The following is a 17,458-nucleotide window of genomic DNA, read 5'->3' on the forward strand; positions in this document are numbered from 1 at the left end:
GGCGACGACTCTTTTACAGGGCGTATACAACCTGCTCTTTAGAGCATACTTCATGATAGCGCTATCTTTTGCCTGTATTTATTTATTGATTTATTTTGACACTAATCCGACCGGCGAAAGGCCTTTTACCATTATGCACGCTAGCAATAACCTTCTCGTTGATTTTATTTATTTTAGCGTTGTAACCATGAGTACTGTTGGGTATGGAGATATACTGCCAGTGGCGGTACTGCCGAAACTTGTTAGCATCTTTCAGATCCTTCTCGGATATTTTTTCATAGGAAGCTCATTTTCATACATCTTCTTTGTTCTTACAGGCCTTCCTGGCGCCACAAATAAGGCACCTCCGACAGAGGAGCGTCCAAAACAATCATAAAGGAGGCACGAAATCGCTATGGCAAAAGACAAGGCGGAACTAGGGGACGTTGGTTCAAAGTGAAGTTTTGGAGTGTGCATCGCGTTGATTCGAAGTTCATGGTGCCAATAATAAGTTCACTTTGAACCAACGTCCCCTAGGCACTACCAAAAGGCATGGCTAACCTTCCTCATCCCCCTCGTCTTTCTGCGCTTCCTCTTCTATTTCGGTAATTCTCAGGCTCAAGAAGTCGTGGGTTCGTTGAATTTCATCCAAATACGCATGAATATCGTCTATACCTTCCAACGATTCATCCTCGTAGGCAATAAAGAACTCCTTGTTCTCCAAAAGAAATTCAGCTTTGCGTCGGGCTATATATGCGTCGATCAGTCCCTTCGATATGGCTTCACAGACTTTGCTGTTCTGGATCAAACCTATCTTATCGTTGAGTTCGTCGGCGACGCTCGAAGCACGCTCTACGAGCTCCAACAACGCTGTCTCATCCTCCTCTATTAGGGTCTCAGTCAGCTCGTCTGTCTCCAAGTATGATTTGATGTTAGCTATTTCATAGAGCATCTTATATTTCCTATAAACTACGGTTAATTCTTCACGCGACATATTCTTGTAACGTTCGGTTGGCGCTCTGCCGTCAAAAGACCTTTTGATTGACATGATATCCTTTGCGAGCAGGGTCCTCTTTTTTAATTCCTGCAATTCGCTAAAACTCAACTTTAGGTACGGCGACATCGCTCTGCCGTCTATGGATTTAGTGATAGAAATGATTTCCTTTGTCAGTAAGAACCGGTCTTTGATATACTGTAGTTCACGCTCGCTTAGATTTGTGTAATCACATTCTTTGTCATAGCCACGAACTTCTTCGAATAGCGCATGAAGATCTGCTATCAGCTTTAGCCGAGAGAACTCTCGGCTCAATTCATAATGGTTTTGATGCAAATAGTCTTCAAGATTCAGCTTCTGCAGGTCCGCGCGCGCGCTCTTCAATTCTTGAAGCAATGAAAGCTTTTTGCTGAGTTCTCCTGGCCCCCCTAAAACACCTATATTCTTGGCCACCTCGGCAATCTGTTTTTTTGTTACTGGATCTATGTCTTTCTCAATCACATCGGACATTGCTAGGAGCGCCTCAACCTCCTCTCTGGCTGCGCCAAATTTAAAAGTTATGAGCTTGAAGTATATTCTCAGGAGGAGACTGTATGACGGACTGGCGCTTATCAGCTGATGCTTACTCGCTATCTTCTGTACACTCGGATGATCGTAGTTGAGCCAAAACTCGCCCTCATAAGATAGACAAAGCTTGCTATGGCCTGGAATGGATATGCACGACATATCTTTTGGCAAGAGACGACTTACTCCACGAGGAGGTACGTGCTTAGCAATATGGGGTAGTGGATGGTTGGAATCGTTGATTTCTATATGAGCAAGGTCTACGATTTGGATGCGGCGGGGACCAAAGTAAAGCTTTAATAATTCGACAGCGGAATACTTACGGTCATTTGAGCCGTAGTAAAGATTTGCTTCAACGACGGGATCGCCCATTTTCGAATAAATCTCTTTGAGGAGCTTCGAAAGAGTTACCCCATCGTCTTCTCTATACAGTCTCACTCCATCAAATTCATCGAAATAGTTTACATAGCCCTTATCGCTCTGCAGATAATACAGAGTTTTATCGCGTGGCCTGACTTTAGATAATGGCATCCTCTTGTGGCCATCTTTAGCATGAACAACAAATTCGAGGTTGTCACAAAGGCCGGTAATTGCAGCAGCATATTTGTGATCATATGCTAATCTGAAATACAATTCCGCCCTCTCAGTAAGACGATTATCCTTACGGCCATGGATTCTCTTATTCTTAACATCCAATCTTATAGAATCAATCAGTAGTTGCTTCGCATGTTTTGTAACTTCTTCCTTAAGTTTATTGAATTTCCTATTTTGCACTATCTCAGTTCTAGATGCTGTTAAATCAATAAGCTTTGGGCGAAGCAGAATGTATCCGGAGAAGATACTCAATGGACTATCAACGAGGTTCTTACAGGACTCTGTCACCAATATTCCTTCCTGAAGGACCATAATGCCTTCGTCGTCGCTATCGGATAAACCAATATGCCCATTATAATCCGCCGTTTCAAAATCTCGGCCACACTCTTTGCGACTAAACGTCATGTTCACATCTACTGGTTGGTACGCAATTCGACAATCATCAATATCTTCCTCGGGCAAAACCTCTGCCTCTCCATAGAACAGTCTGTAGGTTGCCTTGCGGATATAGTATTTGATTGCCTTCAGCACATCAATTTTCTTTCCGGCATCATTTAATTCCAGCAAAATCTCCGTGCCGATGTCATGCTGAGAGAGCCTACTGTATCTGAATCTCGAGGTAGCATTCTTTATGTAGGCTTCTACCGGAAGATATCCTTCCCTCGAGCTGCGTATGGTGACCGATTTCGAAATGGCAAAACAGGAGAGAAGTCCGATTCCGAACTGAGAAATCAAAGCATCCGTTCCCTGGAAAATAGATCTGATCTCTTCACTATCGTTAATGCTCTTCGCGATCACCGCGACGTACTCGCTGATATCATTGGCAGACATGCCAATCCCGCTGTCCTTGACGCTGAGATAGGCTTTTCCGTCCTGGCAATGATACCGGCTTATGTGGATATCATGACTTCCTCCGTCATCCCCCGTTTCCTTTCGCCGCCGTTTATAGGCGTCGAAACAATTTTGGATTATCTCCCGTATTGCAATGTCATTTCTGTTGTATATTCCCTTAGTAAGAAGTTCCAGTACACCTTTGGCGTTTAGACCATTTTCAAATCGACTGTTATAGAAATCGAAATCGGTCTCTTCTATTCGTGGCTCAACTTGTTCATTCAGAAACACATTGTTCTTGCTCAATATTTTATGGCAGAGATGAAGCTCTTGTTCGATGGATGCTACTAATTCTTCTAATTTCGCCTTTCCTTTCCGGGTTTGGAAGCGCGCTGCGAGGACTAATCTACCATCCTCCTTTGATAGACCGGCTATGCTTAAGTGTTTGCCCCAATGTTCGTCTGAAGTCGCGTCCTTTCCCTTAACCAGAGGAAAAACCGTCTCCGGCGCCCTAATAGGGGTAACGTCTAAAATATCTGCAATTCGCAGGCAAGCGGCCAACAACTTGCTCCGAATGGAGTGCTTCCCTATGGGCTCCGTTTCAGGTAGGGACGACAAATCTTTGAGGCAGTGACTCTCACATATCTTTCCTATGATTATTGCCTCTATCTCTGTCAGCGACAATTCGTGGCGATGATCCCGAATGTACTTCGAAGATCGAATATGGTGATCGTTCCTAACAGTCTCAATATCATCATCTGGATCAATCACATAAGCCATTCCTATATCGTGTAGCCATGCGCTGGCTACCAGGACAAATCGTTCTTCGTCGTTCAGGCCACCACTCTTATTGTCATCAAAGAGATATTCCACCAGGTTTTCCTCGACGGACAGCGAGTGTTTCCAGTCATGCAATGTAAATGCAGGAAAACGCCTTTGAATATTGCTGAGAACGGGCTCCGCGTGTGACCTGATTGTTTCGAGTATTCTTTGATATTCTTGGCTAAGTTGATCAAACAGCGATTTGCTCTTTGCTAAAGGATGATTAGGCGCCAACGTTCCCTTCCTCTGGGCGAACTGAATAGTATGGGCGCTACACAAACGGGCTATGCGCCCCCACCAGTACAGTGAATGTATTATTGAATAGTCAAATCATCAAATATTTCAAGTTAAATCTAGTAGTACCGTCAACCTCCTTGATCGCCCGCTCCACAAGAATGTCACCCGACCCACCGACCCCGCGTTTGCAGATGGCATATACTCCGGCCGCTCCCGCCTTGCCACATACCTATAGCAGGAAAGCGCATTACTGGCCAATCTTCTTGGTGAATTCCATTTCAAAGTGCACCACCCATATGACCGAGCGGTCCTTCAGTATTTCAGTAGCCCCAACTGCATGCGCCCCCCAGGTTTTCGGCAAAAGCCCCTCTTTCGATCCAGCAGGAGCACGTTCGGGGTGGGGCGTGCGTCTGAGAGATTTTTTTTAACTGCTTTAAAGGACTTGGGGAGGCCCTTTTGTTAGTCTTCACAGACGCGGCGGGTCGGACGTCCCTTTGAATAGTACCCGGCGCCAGGGAGGGTCTTCAAACTGACAGATGAGTTTGTTTGAGGAGATAAAACCCCAATAATTCCGCGAAAACGAAACGACACCCCCCTCCCCCCCATGGTGACTCACAAGAGGCACAAGCCGGGAAAGTCGAAAAGGGGGCGTGAAACCACTTTCGTTGGAAGGGTTGAGGGACGTTGGTTCAAAGTGAACTATTGTCGGCGCCATGAATCCCAATGCACGATAAAGTTTTCCAACAACGTCTGTTTGAACCCCCTAGCTCCCAGTTCTTCCCGCCCCTCGTTTATGTGTGCACGTCGTCGCATTGTTCAACGTCTTTTTGGCTGGATGAGACAAAAAAGATCGGCCGCCTTCGTCACTTTCACGAAGGCGGTGACAATCGGGCCAACAACAAAAACAGAGAAAATTGTAATTTCGACCTGCACGCATGACGTAAGGAGATGTCTTTCTAATTCAGCATGTCGGTAGCGTTCCGCGTCCTTCGATATAAGCCTAAACCATGAGCAATCGGCCCGACCTTCAGTATTTCAATAGCCGTAGCTACTGGCGGCACGCAGGTTTTCGGCTGAAGTACTCTTTTGGTCCGGCAGGAGCAGGGTGAGGCGTGCGTCTGAGAGAGTTTTTTCAACTGCTTTGAAGGACTTGGGGAGGCCCTTTTGTTAGTCTTCACGAGACGCACGGGTCGGCATCCTTTGAATAGTACCCGGCGCCGATAGGAGCACTCCCATGCGGGTACGGTATGATGAAGATACGGCTGAAAGGGCATATCTCGTATGGAAGGAATGCGGGAATAACGCCAGGAAAGCGGCGCGGCGCCTCGCGGCAGAGGGGCTTGTCATACACAGGAATACGATCTCGGCATGGAGAGACCGATGCGGCTGGAAGAGCCGCGCCCTAAGAGAACAGAAAGAGGATAGGACAGTGAAAGATCTGAACAGGGATGGGCTTATCGCAGGTCTTGAAGCGAGAGAGAAAGCGATATGAGGGGTTCTTTGAAACCCTCGATAAGACGTCCGTCCATCAGGTCTTCAAACTGACAGATGAGTTTGTTTGAGGAGATAAAACCCCAATAATTCCGCGAAAACGAAACGACACCCCCCTCCCCCCCATGGTGACTCACAAGAGGCACAAGCCGGGAAATGTCGATGGGGGGGCGTGAAACCACTTTCGTTGAGCAGAATGGGAATTATGAAGCGTGGCTCTTTGATAATTGAATATGGAGTTGATGGTGGATGTCTGCGGCAAATAAGATTCTTTTTTCGCCTTTGACTCTTACGCCCATCGGGCGCGAGAGTATCTAAGGAGCGACAAGAGCCTGCCTAGTAGGCGGGACTTGCAAAAGGATCGCGCCCGAGTTTTCGTCAGATTCAGTGGGGAGGATTGAGTGAAACCGGAGCCAAAAGTAGGCGCTTCTAAGCGGGGTAGCGGAGGCTACCTTGAGGATTTCGAGATTGAGTCACCGCCGGAGATGGCGGAAAGGCGGGGGTGAGCCTGCAAGTCCCGTTTACGGGGCAGGCTCAAAAAAAATGGTAGGCACGAGGGGTATTGAACCCCTGACCTCTACCGTGTCAAGGTAGCGCTCTCCCACTGAGCTACGCGCCTACAGGAAATCAAATCTAAACCATCCCCGCTTGAGTGTCAAGAGGAATGTGGCGCCGGTGTAAGTGCTAAGTGCAAGTTCACACCCTTTATTTCGCCGCAGATAAAACCGGATAGGGGCGGATGAAGGCGTCTCTTTGTCCAACCGGTGACACTACCGGTTGGACACTCTCCAGCCCGGAGGGCCGAGAGTATTTGCCCGGCCAAGGTCGGCCGGGCAAATCGCGTTACTCTATCTTCATCTGTTTTCATCCGGTTTTATCCGCCCTTATCTGCGGCTAAAAAGGATTTTTTTGATCGAGGGGAGGCGGCCCCATGGTCCGGCCGGACCGCCTCTTCCCTTACCTTATGGAAAGGAGCTTTTTCTTATCCTTACATCCTTATGCCGTTTTGAAGACCACACCGCCCTTTGGGTCGGCATCCACCTTGACCTTGTCCCCGTCTTTTATCTCCCCTTTCAGGATCTTGAGAGCCAACCCGTCCTGAAGCTTCTTCTGGATGAGCCGCTTCAACGGCCGGGCGCCGTATATCGGGTCGTATCCTTCCTTTGCGATCAGGGACCTGAGCTTTTCCGTATAGGTAAGCTCGATGCCCCGCTCTTCCACTCTCTTCGCGAGGAAGGCGAGTTGGAGGTCGGCGATCTTCTTGATGTCGTCCACCGTCAGAGACCGGAAGATTATCATCTCGTCGATCCTGTTGATAAATTCGGGCTTGAAATGGCCTGTGACCGCTTCCGTCACCCTTCTTTTCATCTCCTCGTAATCCTGGCCCGCGAGCTCGGTGATCCACTGACTTCCGATGTTCGAGGTCATGATGATGACCGTGTTCTTGAAATCGACCGTCCTGCCCTGGCCGTCGGTGAGCCTCCCGTCGTCGAGCACCTGGAGGAGCACGTTGAATACCTCCGGGTGGGCCTTTTCCACCTCGTCCATGAGCACGATGGAATAAGGCTTTCTCCTCACCGCCTCGGTGAGGTAGCCCCCTTCTTCGTATCCCACGTAGCCCGGAGGGGCGCCGATCAAGCGGGCCACGGAATGCTTCTCCATGAACTCGCTCATGTCGATCCGGACGATCGCCTGCTCGTCGTCGAAGAGGAATTCGGCCAGCGCCTTGGCGAGCTCTGTCTTTCCCACCCCTGTGGGGCCGAGAAAGAGAAAAGAGCCGAGCGGCCTGTTCGGGTCCTGAAGCCCTGCGCGGGCGCGCCTGATCGTATTCGATACCGCCTCTATGGCCTCATCCTGGCCTATGACGCGGTGGTGCATCCTCTCTTCCATCTGGACGAGCTTCTCCATGTCGCCTTCGAGCATCTTCGATACGGGTATTCCCGTCCACTTGGAGACGACCTTTGCGATATCCTCCTCGTCGACCTCCTCTTTGAGCATCTTCTGGTCCTTCTGAAGCTCCTGGAGCTGCAGGTTTCTCTCATTCACCTCTTTTTCGAGGGAGGAAACCAGGCCGTAGCGTATCTCCGCCACCTTGCCGAATTCGCCTTTTCGCTCGAGCTCATCCGCCTCGATCCTCGCCCTGTCGATCTTTTCCTTTGTCTCGGACATGCCGGTGATGAGGGCCTTCTCCTTTTCCCAATGGCTTCTTTTCACCGCCACATCGCTACGGAGCTCCGCGAGCTCCTCTTCGAGCTTTCCCCTGCGCTCCTTCGAGGCCTCGTCCTTCTCTTTTTTGAGCGCCTCCACCTCGATCTGGATCTGGATGATCCGCCGCTCCACCTCGTCGATCTCCGTGGGCACGCTGTCTATCTCCATCCTGAGCCTCGAGGAGGCCTCGTCCACAAGGTCGATGGCCTTATCCGGCAGAAAGCGGTCCGTGATGTACCGGTGGGAGAGGGTCGCCGCGGCGATGAGGGCGGAGTCCTGGATCCTCACCTTATGGTGGAGCTCATACCGTTCCTTCAAGCCGCGGAGGATCGCGATCGTCTCTTCCACGGAGGGCTCGCCCACCATGACGGGCTGGAACCGCCGCTCCAGGGCCGCATCTTTCTCCACATATTTCCTGTATTCGTCGAGGGTCGTCGCGCCGATGCACCGGAGCTCTCCCCGCGCGAGGGCGGGCTTCAGCATATTGGACGCGTCCATGGCGCCCTGGGCGCTGCCCGCGCCTACCAATGTATGGAGCTCGTCTATGAAGAGGATGACGGCGCCCGCGGCCTCGTCGATCTCCTTGAGCACGGCTTTCAGCCGGTCCTCGAATTCGCCCCTGAATTTCGCCCCTGCGAGCATTGCCCCGAGGTCGAGGGCAAGGACCCGCTTGTTCTTCAGGGTTTCGGGCACATCTCCGCTCACTATGCGCTGGGCCAGCCCCTCGACGACGGCTGTTTTTCCTACGCCCGGCTCGCCGATAATGACGGGGTTATTCTTCGTCCTCCTGGAGAGGACCTGCATGACCCTCCTCACCTCTTCGTCCCTGCCGATCACGGGGTCGAGCTTCCCTTTCCTCGCCTCTTCGGTGAGGTCCCTCGTATACCTCTGGAGGGCCTGATACTTCTCTTCAGGCGCCTGGTCCGTGACCCGCTGGGAGCCTCTGATATCCTTGAGCACCGCATAAATCGCGTCTTTGGTGACGCCGTGACGCTTCAGAATGTTGTAGGCTGCCCCTTCCGGGACTTCCGTGACGGCAATAAGGAGGTGCTCGGTGCTCACATACTCGTCTTTCAGCCTCTCCGCCTCGGTAAATGCGATGTCGAGCACCTGTTTTAACCGGGGAGATATATATACCTGGGCTCCTCCTTCCACGCGGGGCGCCCTCTTGAGCTCTTTATCGAGGTCCCCTGCGATGGCGTCCGCTGCGGCCCCGAGCTTATCCAGGATTGGTTTTACCACGCCCTCTTTCTGGGTCACCAGGCTTAAGAGGAGGTGGTCCGCCTCGATCTGCTGGTGGCCGAGGGCCTCGGCTTTCTTCTGGGCCTCTGCGATAGCCTCTTGTGCCTTGATGGTCAGTTTTTCCCAATTCATCCTTCACCTCTGGTTTAGGTCCCGCCGTCAGTCCTCGATAAAGATGTCCGGCCTTTTGCAGGCTGACACTCCTGATCATCTCAGTGGCGACTCTCCCCCTTGAGAAGAGCTGACGCCGAAAGCCTTGATTAAATCCTTTATTAAATATAAGCATTTTTTTGTCGAAATCAACGCTCTCTTGTGTACGAAAATAGGCACATCCGAGATTTTCGCTTCTTTGGAAGACACCCCTTGACAAAGGGCATACCCGATGAAAATAATGAATCTGGAGAGATTAAACAGGCCGGGGACCCCGGGAACGGTGGTCCCAATAAAGAACAATATCACATAAGGAGGAGGAGCCATGTTGTGGACAGAAGGATTCGGCACATTTGGGAGTGGGCTCGACCCGTGGGCTCATCTCGAACGCATGGAAAACGAGATGAATCGGGTCCTGTCCAGGTATTCATCACCCTCGGTCCGTGAATTCCCCGCGGTAAACGTGTGGACGGAAACGGACCAGGCAGTAGTGACCTCCGAGGTACCGGGCATTGACTCTCAAAGCCTCGATATCTCGGTCACCGGCAAAACTCTCACGCTGCGGGGTTCGCGGGACCAGGAACCGGTGACGGGGGAAGAGTCGTACCACCGGAGGGAGCGCTGGTACGGGCAATTTTCAAGGGTCGTGGAACTGCCTTTCAACGTGGAGGCGGACAAGGTGAAAGCCCAATTTAAAAAAGGCGTACTCTTCATCACCCTGCCCAGGGCGGAATCGGAAAAGCCCAGAAAAATAAGCATTCAATCCGAATAGAGTCGAGGGAGGTGGGACACAATGGCCGATACAGAGATTAAAAAAAAGGAATCGGATCAGCCCGAGCGGGTCGAGCGCACCCGTGCAGGCAGGATTTATAATCCGGACGTCGATATAATCGAAAAAAAGGACAATATAGTGGTGGTCGCGGACATGGCCGGGGTCGATGAGAGTTCGGTCGATATTACCCTCGAGAAGAACGTCCTCACCATATACGGGAAGGTCAACCCCGATCTTCCCGGGAAGATGCGGCTCGCCTACGCGGAATACGGTGTCGGGGATTACCAGAGGGTCTTCACCATATCGGGAGAGATCGACAGGGAGAAGATTGAAGCCCGGGTAAAAGACGGCGTGTTGAAGGTCATTCTCCCGAAGTCTGAGGCGATGAAGACGAGGAAGATCGAAGTGCGGTCGGGGGACTGACCTGGATCAAAGAAATTGGACGCCGGGCGTGCTTCTTTGGAGCCCGGCCCGGCGCATACAGGGAGGTAAATTATGGCAGCCAAAACCCTCATGCCTTCAGCCGAAAAGGCCAAGAAGGCGCTTCCGGGAAAACCCTTACAGTCCGATTATCCCTTCTTTTCTTTTTTGAGGGATATGAACAAAATGATCGATAACCTCTTCAATGATTTCGGCATGGCGCCGGCGTCAGGAAAACCCGGGGCCTTTACTCCGTCCGTCGATGTGGTCGACACCGGCAAGGAGCTGACCGTCACGGCGGAGCTGCCGGGAATGAGCCGGGACGATATCGACATCTCCCTCGGAAAAGACGCGATCACCATCAAAGGGGAGAAGAAAGCGGAGAGGGAGGAGAAGGGGAAAGATTTTCACCTCCTGGAGCGCTCCTACGGCTCCTTCTCAAGGTCCGTCTCATTGCCGGTCGAGGTCAGGGGAGACGAGGCAAAAGCCGTTTTCAAGAACGGGGTCCTTTCGATCACCCTTCCCAAGGCGGAGGCCGTGCTGAAGGGCACCAAAAAAATCCCTATCAGGGCGGAATGAGCGAAAAAGTCGGGGCCGTCTTCACCCAAAGGCCCCGATCTCCTTTTATTCTCTATCCAAGCTTCCGATAAGCACCCGATATATGGGCTGTTTTCTTTGATCGGTAATTTATTCTGTTTTTTCCCGAAAAAAAACTTAAGTAATCTTTGGTTCGCGCGATAACTAGAACAGGAGAAAAAGGTCAGGATGACAATAACAGACCATCAGGTAGGCGCGGTAATACGAACTTACCTAAAAAACAAGAGAGACACTCTCACCAACGTGATCTCGGCAACACGGGACAGGGACGTGAAGGACGAGGTAAGCGTGTCGGACGAGGGCAAGAAGATACTCTTCGAGCGCATGGGGAGAAGGGTCGCGGAAAAGGCTCAGACCGACATATCCTCCCTCTGATCTCCATAGAGTGCTTCGATTCTCTCCTTCAGACCCTTCTGTCTTTTCAGCGTCATCCCGTAGACGAAGTAAATTCTGACACACTTGATCAGTATTTTGACGGCCGAAGGGTTCACTTCCGGGGTCCCCTGGATGCATCCTTCTCCTGAAGCCATTTTGCGGCGCTGACCCTCGGGGTAGTGCTCATGATCGAGCTTACCACGCCTTTTCGCACCTTTCTCATTGCCTGACTCATTTCCGTGTCTGCCGCTGATGCCGCCTTTATTGCATGTTTTGCCATTAATCTCCCCCTCCCTCAAATGTTGCATACCAGGTATGCAAAATCAGTGCCGGGAGGGGAGAGCCCGCTTTGACAATGACCGCTCTTCCATGCTAAACATTACCTATGAAAGTTGAATATAACGGCACGGTCCACGAATTCGAAAAACCGATGACGATCCTCAAGCTCCTCGCGCACCTCTCCCTCAACCGGGAGTCCCACCTCGTGGTGGTGAACAATAAGCTGGTTACCGAAGACTCACGCCTCGAGAAGGAGGATGAGGTCAGACTGGTAAGGGTCATCTCAGGCGGATGAAGTGCCGGGTCTGCGGGCAGACCGCAACCATCAGCCTGAAGGCATATAACACCGCCCTGTGCGCTTCCGATTTCAATGCCTTCCTTGAAAAAAGAGTGGCGACCACCATCGCGAAATACCACCTCATCGAGGAGACCGATACCCCCGTGGTGGCCATATCGGGCGGCAAAGACAGCCTCTCCCTCTGGCACATCATGAATAAGCTGGGCTATCAGGCGGACGGGATCTATATCGATCTCGGCATTAAAGATTATTCCGAACCTTCTCTCGCAAAGATCAGGACGGTAGCGGACGCTCTGGGGAGAAAGGTCTATGTCTTCGGATTCCGCAACGTATTTCAAAGGGGCATCGAAGAGCTTGCCCGCGCCATCCGCCGCCCGCCCTGCTCCGCCTGCGGCACGGTAAAGAGGTACATCATGAACAGGGTGTGCATGGACAAAGGGTACAACACCCTTGTGACCGGCCACAACCTCGATGATGAGGCAGCCGCCCTCTTTGGCAACGTCCTCTACTGGAAGGACGAGTACCTCTGGAAGAAGAACGTCGCACTCGAAGGCACCGAGGGCCACCTCTCGAAGAAGGTGAAGCCGCTGTTTCTCTGCTCCGAAAGGGAGATGGCCGCCTATGCGATTATCAACAATATCGACTACATCTATGAAGAGTGCCCTTTTTCCCTGAAGGCGAAGTCGCTCACTTACAAGGCGATGATCAATAAGCTCGAGGAAAAATCACCGGGCACGAAGCTCCAGTTCATAAAAGGATACCTGAAGGTGGTGAAGGAGCGGGGAGCCCCCGAGAAAGTGGGCGGCTTCTGCGGCCGCTGCGGATATCCCTCTTTCGGAGAGGTCTGCAATTTTTGCCGGCTCCTGGAACGGTTCGAGTTCCAAGGGGACGTGACTTTCGAGGAATATAGCCCGGCCATTGTCGAAGGGGTCCCGCAAGAGGCAACCCTTTCTCCATGATCATGTTGGACAGTTTTTCCCAGCTCATCTTCAACGTCTACGAAGCCTTTACCGTCGCCCTTTACGTGAAGCGGGCGGACAGGCTCGTCTGCCTCTCCTCCGTGACCTTCTCCACGAGTTTCGACAAGAAGCGGTCCATTCCCTTGGAGGGAAGTCTTCCCGGGTGGGCCGTCAAGCACGGTGAGCCCCTTATAATCCCTAATTTCGACAAGGACGAGGATATTCTCGGCTACTACGGCAGCCGGGAGGAGATCAAATCCTTCATGGCTTATCCCCTGGCCGGCGACGGCGTGATAGTCGTCGACAGCAAGAAGAAATATGTCTTTACCGATAAGGAGAAGAAGATACTGGGGAGCTTCGCGGCAATGATCCATGAGGAGATGGAGCGGGAGAAGAATTCCCGGGAGTTCGAAGAGCGGGTTGAGGAGCTGCACGGGGAAAAACGGATCATAAGCCTCTTTTCAGAGCTCAATGCCGCGAAAATTTCGGCGAAGGACATTATGAAAGAAGTCCTCACCCTGTCGGGGGCAGATTTTGCCTTCGTAGGCATGGAGAGAAACGGCAGGATCTTTATCTACGACATCTTCGGGATTGCCCGGGGAGATTACTTGAAAAAGGAATGTCTTCCCGGGGGGAGCATCGCCTCCATGGTAATGGAAGGAGGGGGAGAGCTGCTCCTGCCCCATAACAGCGGCTACTTGAAGGAAAGGCCCCTCTTTTTCCCGGGAGAGCCCATAAAAGCCCGCCAGTTCTTCGGGTTCCCTCTTATGGCCGAGGATATAATCGTGGGCGTCATGGGGTTCGGCTCCCGGTCCGATATTCAATTGAAAGAAGGCGCCATCGGGCTGCTCCGCATCGTGTCGTCCCTGCTCTCCCTCTACTATGCCTATCTGTGGATGCAGGAGCACCTGGAGAAGATAAAGGAATTCGAGCCGATCACGGGCGCGATCCAGTTCACCACCTTTTTGGGCATTGTGGAAAAGATGATCGCCAAAGGCGACCGATTCAACCTTTTGTCCGTGAAACTTCTCCATCTCCATGTGTATAATAGAAAGATGGGATATGAGCTCACCAACGCAATCCTTACCCGCACGGCGAAAGTAATCAAATATTGCGCGGGAACGGGCGCCTTTGTCACGAGAAAAGGGGGAGGCCATTTCTATGCCCTCGTAAGGGGCGCAGACCCCGCCGAGATAAAGAACCTCGTCAGGGTGCTCAACCATACGATCAAAAAGAGCCTTTCCCCGGACAAGACCGGAGAGAGCGATGGGGCAGTCAAATCGGGCATCGCCTCTTTCCCCGAGGACGGCAAAGACCTCTGGACCCTGCTCGAAAAAACCGAATCGAAGAAACAAAGCGAAGGCCCACACTAAGGAGGGGGATATATGGATTTTTTAAGGAGACTGTTCGGCTTTCTCTCGACCCATCTTGCCATGGACCTCGGCACGGCGAATACGCTCATCTACATGAAGGGAGAAGGCATCATCCTCAACGAGCCATCCGTAGTCGCCATTGATAACTATACGGGAAAAGTGATTGCCGTGGGCAAAGAAGCCAAGGAGTATATCGGGAGGACCCCGCCCAACATAAGCGCCATACGCCCCCTGAAAGACGGGGTGATCGCCGATTTCGACGTGACCAAGGCGATGATAAAATATTATCTCACGGTAGTGAGCAAGGACAGGAAGATCTCGAAGCCGAAAATGGTGGTGGGAGTCCCCTCGGGCATTACGCAGGTAGAGAAAAAAGCGGTCATCGACGCCTGCTTCCAGGTAGGAATCAGGGACGTACTCTTGATAGAAGAGCCAATGGCCGCGGCGATCGGCGCAGGCATGCCCATCGAGCTCCCCAGGGGAAACATGGTAGTAGACATCGGCGGCGGCACCACGGAAGTAGCCATCATAAGTCTCTCCGCAACCGCATACAGCGAATCCCTGAGAGTCGCGGGCGACGAGCTCGATGAATCGGTCATGCGCTATCTCCAGAAAAAGCACCAGGTAGCCATAGGGGTAAGCGCAGCCGAAAAGCTGAAAATCGAAGGCACCTCGTCCCCGACGAGCGACTCCCGGCCGGACGGCATAAATGTAGTAGGCAAGGACCTCCTGACCGGCATCCCGAAGAGCCTGAGGGTGACCAGGGATGAAGTGCAGGAAGCGATCGAAGAACCCATATCGGCAATCATAGACGCAGTAAGAAGGGCCCTCGAGAAACTCCCGCCCGAATTCGTCTCCGACCTCAACGAGTCCGGCATGATCCTGACCGGCGGCGGAGCCATGCTCAGGGGCCTGGATAAACGCATAGAAGCCGAAACAGGCATCAAGGTCTATGTAACGGAAGATCCGCTCTTCTCGGTAGTATTGGGAGCGGGAATGGCGTTGGAGGATATGGGGCGGTTCAAAAAGGTCTTCATCTCCTGACCGCAGATTCTTCCGCATCTCCGCGTTGCCTGCGTCGTCGCTCTCCTTGACGTACTGTAGTACGCCTGCGTCGGCTCCTCCTGGTCGCCTTGATATGCGAAAGACTTTGCGGTCAGGGAGCGGTTTGCTTCGCGCCCTCATTCGGAAAGAACTTTCGAAAATGCACCTTGCTCAAGGCACCTCCTTTGTCTACTGCTGCGCGGTGCGCTTCACGCAGCACGGAGCTTTTTGTTAAGCTGCTACTTTGAGGGTGACGTGCATTCCTGCCCTTGTGGCGAGGGTGATAAGCATTTCGAGGCTGAATTTCTCCCACTTGCTCCGGGTGAGGTCCGAGACCCTTGACTGACTCACCCCAAGAATTTTTGCTGCTTCAACCTGCGTAAATTTCCTGACTTCAATAAACTTCCGAAGATCGGCCATAAGGTTCGCACGCATCTGAAGGATTGCGGCTTCATCCGCCGGGTATCCAAGATCGGCGAAAACATTTCCGGAAGAATCACTAATAGTTTCGCTCATGGCGGTCCTCCAATCTGCTTATACGTTGCCGGGCCAGATCAATGGTCATGTCTGCCCGTTTTTCGCGTCTTCTTTTGAAACGCATGAAGCACAGGGGGTCAGTGCGGTGACCCCATTACCGCGTTCGACGAATCAGACTATTTTTCGATATAGAGATTGCGGAACGCACAGTACTGGTGCATATAGGCTAAGCGAACAGTATCAGATTGTCCATAAGGATTCTTGGCCACAATGGCCTCAACTATTCCGCTTAGCTCGTTTGGAGAACTGCAATACACATCGTGTCTGTACAGTAAAATGACGATATCTGAGACTTCTGTCGCCAACGTTTCCCATTCATCTAAATCTTTAATTCGGGGTCTTTTGTCTTCGCGCAGATCCGCTTCTCTTGCGGTGGTAACCGTGATTAAAAGTGGCACATCCAGAGTCCGACTGATAATTTTGAGATTTTTTAGAATGCCCGTTATATCATCTTTTGGCTTGGGACCCCTATTATCTCGGGTCACGTGCTCAAGGCCATCAATCACTAGCAACCCTAATCCGTTTGTTTTCTTTATTTGGGTCGCCCTCTCAAGAATCTCGATATCTGTAAAGGACACGCCACTCTGAAACAAAATGGGAATTTTATCAAAAATATCACGCATTCTAGCCAGTTTTGGCACGTCATGTATTTTTGGTGTAGCCCGCAAAATTCTGCTCAATGATATCTGGGTCTCTGATGAAATCACTCGATCCATCCACTTTTGTGGTGTATATTTCATGCTGAAAAAAGCCACTGGTAATGCTTTTTGTGAAGCCAAATAAAAAGAGATGTTTGAAACAAAATCGGTTTTACCCGTAGAAGGCCGCCCGGCGACTACGATAATGTCATTATTATGAAGTCCATCAATCACAGTATCCAGATCATGAAAACCGGTAGGGAATCCGCTGGTGCGGGCCTTTTTTTCCAAGCGGGAATAAATTCGTTCGAATTCGTGAGTGAGGAGGGCCCCAAATGCCAGTGACTCTGGAGTTACCGATAATGATTCTCGGTCCGCCAAGATTTCCTCGATCGCACGCCTTATACCCTTAACCACATCGAGCCACGCTAGATCTCTGTTTTCCCAGGTTGTAACGGGTACGCCATCCCTTGGAAGGGCTTGCAAACCAGCAAAGGGGGCTTCATGCCAGTCGGCGGGGCGAATAATCAAGGGTATTACTCGAGATCGCCCCACATCATGCCTTTGAAGGGCTGAGTTAAGTTCCTTGCCATAGCAATAGTCAGAAGCGATGAAATCAGGACTCACCATCAAAAGGATGACATCGGCTTTATGAATATTCGAGTCAATCTCACGATCCCACTTTTTACCCGGGATTATTTTGCGGTCATGCCATGTTTCGATAAGGCCTTGCCGCTTCAGAATCGCCAGAGATGTCTCAAGTTCGTCTCTGAGAACTTCATCTTTATGGGAATAGCTATAGAATATTTTAACTTTATTTTCTGCCATTGAAGATATCAGCCGGAACGTCTGCCATGGAGAGCGGGACTTCCTCACAAACCTCGGCGGGGAAAACGAGGCGTTGCCCCTCTCTCATCAGGTGAGGGGTGTTTTGGCGCCACCATTGCGCGGCCTCCGAGTTTTTCTCTGCTAAGGCCTCGACTGCGGCCAGTGCCTCTACTGCATATCCGTCCCATTTGAAACACCGGCCTCGTACGAGAGCCAAAATCATTCC

The 17,458-nt window shown here is 51.5% G+C and carries 15 protein-coding genes and 1 tRNA gene; 10 read left to right on the plus strand and 6 right to left on the minus strand.

The window, feature by feature from the left end:
- The coding region (locus VGJ94_04885; GenBank protein ID HEY3275934.1) for an ion channel at window positions 1-376 on the plus strand (376 nt) is incomplete at its 5' end.
- A 159-nt stretch (window positions 377-535) separates the two neighbouring features.
- On the opposite strand, the gene VGJ94_04890 is transcribed toward VGJ94_04885, so the two are convergent.
- On the minus strand, window positions 536-3,835 hold the full coding sequence (locus tag VGJ94_04890) for an ATP-binding protein (protein ID HEY3275935.1): 3,300 nt from the start codon (window positions 3,833-3,835) through the stop codon (window positions 536-538).
- Window positions 3,836-5,255: 1,420 nt separating this feature from the next.
- Here VGJ94_04890 and VGJ94_04895 point away from each other — a divergent pair.
- Entirely contained in the window at window positions 5,256-5,513 is a 258-nt protein-coding gene (locus VGJ94_04895; GenBank protein HEY3275936.1) for a hypothetical protein, read from the plus strand.
- Window positions 5,514-6,056: 543 nt separating this feature from the next.
- On the opposite strand, the gene VGJ94_04900 is transcribed toward VGJ94_04895, so the two are convergent.
- Window positions 6,057-6,131 (minus strand) — tRNA-Val (locus VGJ94_04900).
- Window positions 6,132-6,508: 377 nt separating this feature from the next.
- Entirely contained in the window at window positions 6,509-9,094 is a 2,586-nt protein-coding gene (clpB, locus tag VGJ94_04905; protein HEY3275937.1) for an ATP-dependent chaperone ClpB, read from the minus strand.
- A gap of 343 nt (window positions 9,095-9,437) precedes the next feature.
- On the opposite strand from clpB, the gene VGJ94_04910 reads away from it, so the two are divergent.
- From VGJ94_04910 to VGJ94_04925, 4 genes are all read left to right on the plus strand, one after another.
- Entirely contained in the window at window positions 9,438-9,884 is a 447-nt protein-coding gene (locus VGJ94_04910; protein HEY3275938.1) for an Hsp20/alpha crystallin family protein, read from the plus strand.
- Between the two features lie 21 nt (window positions 9,885-9,905).
- The gene (locus tag VGJ94_04915; protein HEY3275939.1) at window positions 9,906-10,307 is read left to right on the plus strand and encodes an Hsp20/alpha crystallin family protein; all 402 of its coding nucleotides are present in this window, start codon (window positions 9,906-9,908) and stop codon (window positions 10,305-10,307) included.
- 72 nt (window positions 10,308-10,379) lie between these two features.
- Entirely contained in the window at window positions 10,380-10,883 is a 504-nt protein-coding gene (locus VGJ94_04920; protein ID HEY3275940.1) for an Hsp20/alpha crystallin family protein, read from the plus strand.
- A gap of 186 nt (window positions 10,884-11,069) precedes the next feature.
- Window positions 11,070-11,276 carry a hypothetical protein gene (locus VGJ94_04925; GenBank protein ID HEY3275941.1) on the plus strand — a complete coding sequence of 69 codons (207 nt, stop codon included), beginning with the start codon at window positions 11,070-11,072 and terminating at the stop codon, window positions 11,274-11,276.
- Between the two features lie 112 nt (window positions 11,277-11,388).
- On the opposite strand, the gene VGJ94_04930 is transcribed toward VGJ94_04925, so the two are convergent.
- A complete protein-coding gene (locus VGJ94_04930) occupies window positions 11,389-11,556 on the minus strand; it encodes a hypothetical protein (GenBank protein ID HEY3275942.1) in 168 nt (55 codons plus the stop codon).
- A gap of 105 nt (window positions 11,557-11,661) precedes the next feature.
- On the opposite strand from VGJ94_04930, the gene VGJ94_04935 reads away from it, so the two are divergent.
- From VGJ94_04935 to VGJ94_04950, 4 genes are read left to right on the plus strand one after another with little or no spacing between them, the layout of a single operon-like run.
- Window positions 11,662-11,850: a MoaD/ThiS family protein gene (locus VGJ94_04935; protein ID HEY3275943.1), complete on the plus strand. Its 189-nt coding sequence runs from the start codon at window positions 11,662-11,664 to the stop codon at window positions 11,848-11,850.
- Entirely contained in the window at window positions 11,847-12,812 is a 966-nt protein-coding gene (locus VGJ94_04940; GenBank protein ID HEY3275944.1) for a TIGR00269 family protein, read from the plus strand. The genes VGJ94_04935 and VGJ94_04940 overlap by 4 nt, the downstream gene beginning before the upstream one ends.
- The gene (locus VGJ94_04945) at window positions 12,809-14,185 is read left to right on the plus strand and encodes a GAF domain-containing protein (protein HEY3275945.1); all 1,377 of its coding nucleotides are present in this window, start codon (window positions 12,809-12,811) and stop codon (window positions 14,183-14,185) included. The genes VGJ94_04940 and VGJ94_04945 overlap by 4 nt, the downstream gene beginning before the upstream one ends.
- A gap of 12 nt (window positions 14,186-14,197) precedes the next feature.
- A complete protein-coding gene (locus VGJ94_04950; protein HEY3275946.1) occupies window positions 14,198-15,229 on the plus strand; it encodes a rod shape-determining protein in 1,032 nt (343 codons plus the stop codon).
- A gap of 231 nt (window positions 15,230-15,460) precedes the next feature.
- On the opposite strand, the gene VGJ94_04955 is transcribed toward VGJ94_04950, so the two are convergent.
- Window positions 15,461-15,745 carry a helix-turn-helix transcriptional regulator gene (locus tag VGJ94_04955; protein HEY3275947.1) on the minus strand — a complete coding sequence of 95 codons (285 nt, stop codon included), beginning with the start codon at window positions 15,743-15,745 and terminating at the stop codon, window positions 15,461-15,463.
- A gap of 137 nt (window positions 15,746-15,882) precedes the next feature.
- Window positions 15,883-17,232 (minus strand): DnaB-like helicase C-terminal domain-containing protein, encoded by a 1,350-nt coding sequence (locus tag VGJ94_04960; protein HEY3275948.1) that lies wholly within the window; start codon window positions 17,230-17,232, stop codon window positions 15,883-15,885.
- Window positions 17,233-17,458: the final 226 nt, after the last annotated feature.

The sequence above is a fragment of the Syntrophorhabdaceae bacterium genome (genome assembly GCA_036504895.1).
GTDB lineage: Bacteria > Desulfobacterota > Syntrophorhabdia > Syntrophorhabdales > Syntrophorhabdaceae > PNOM01.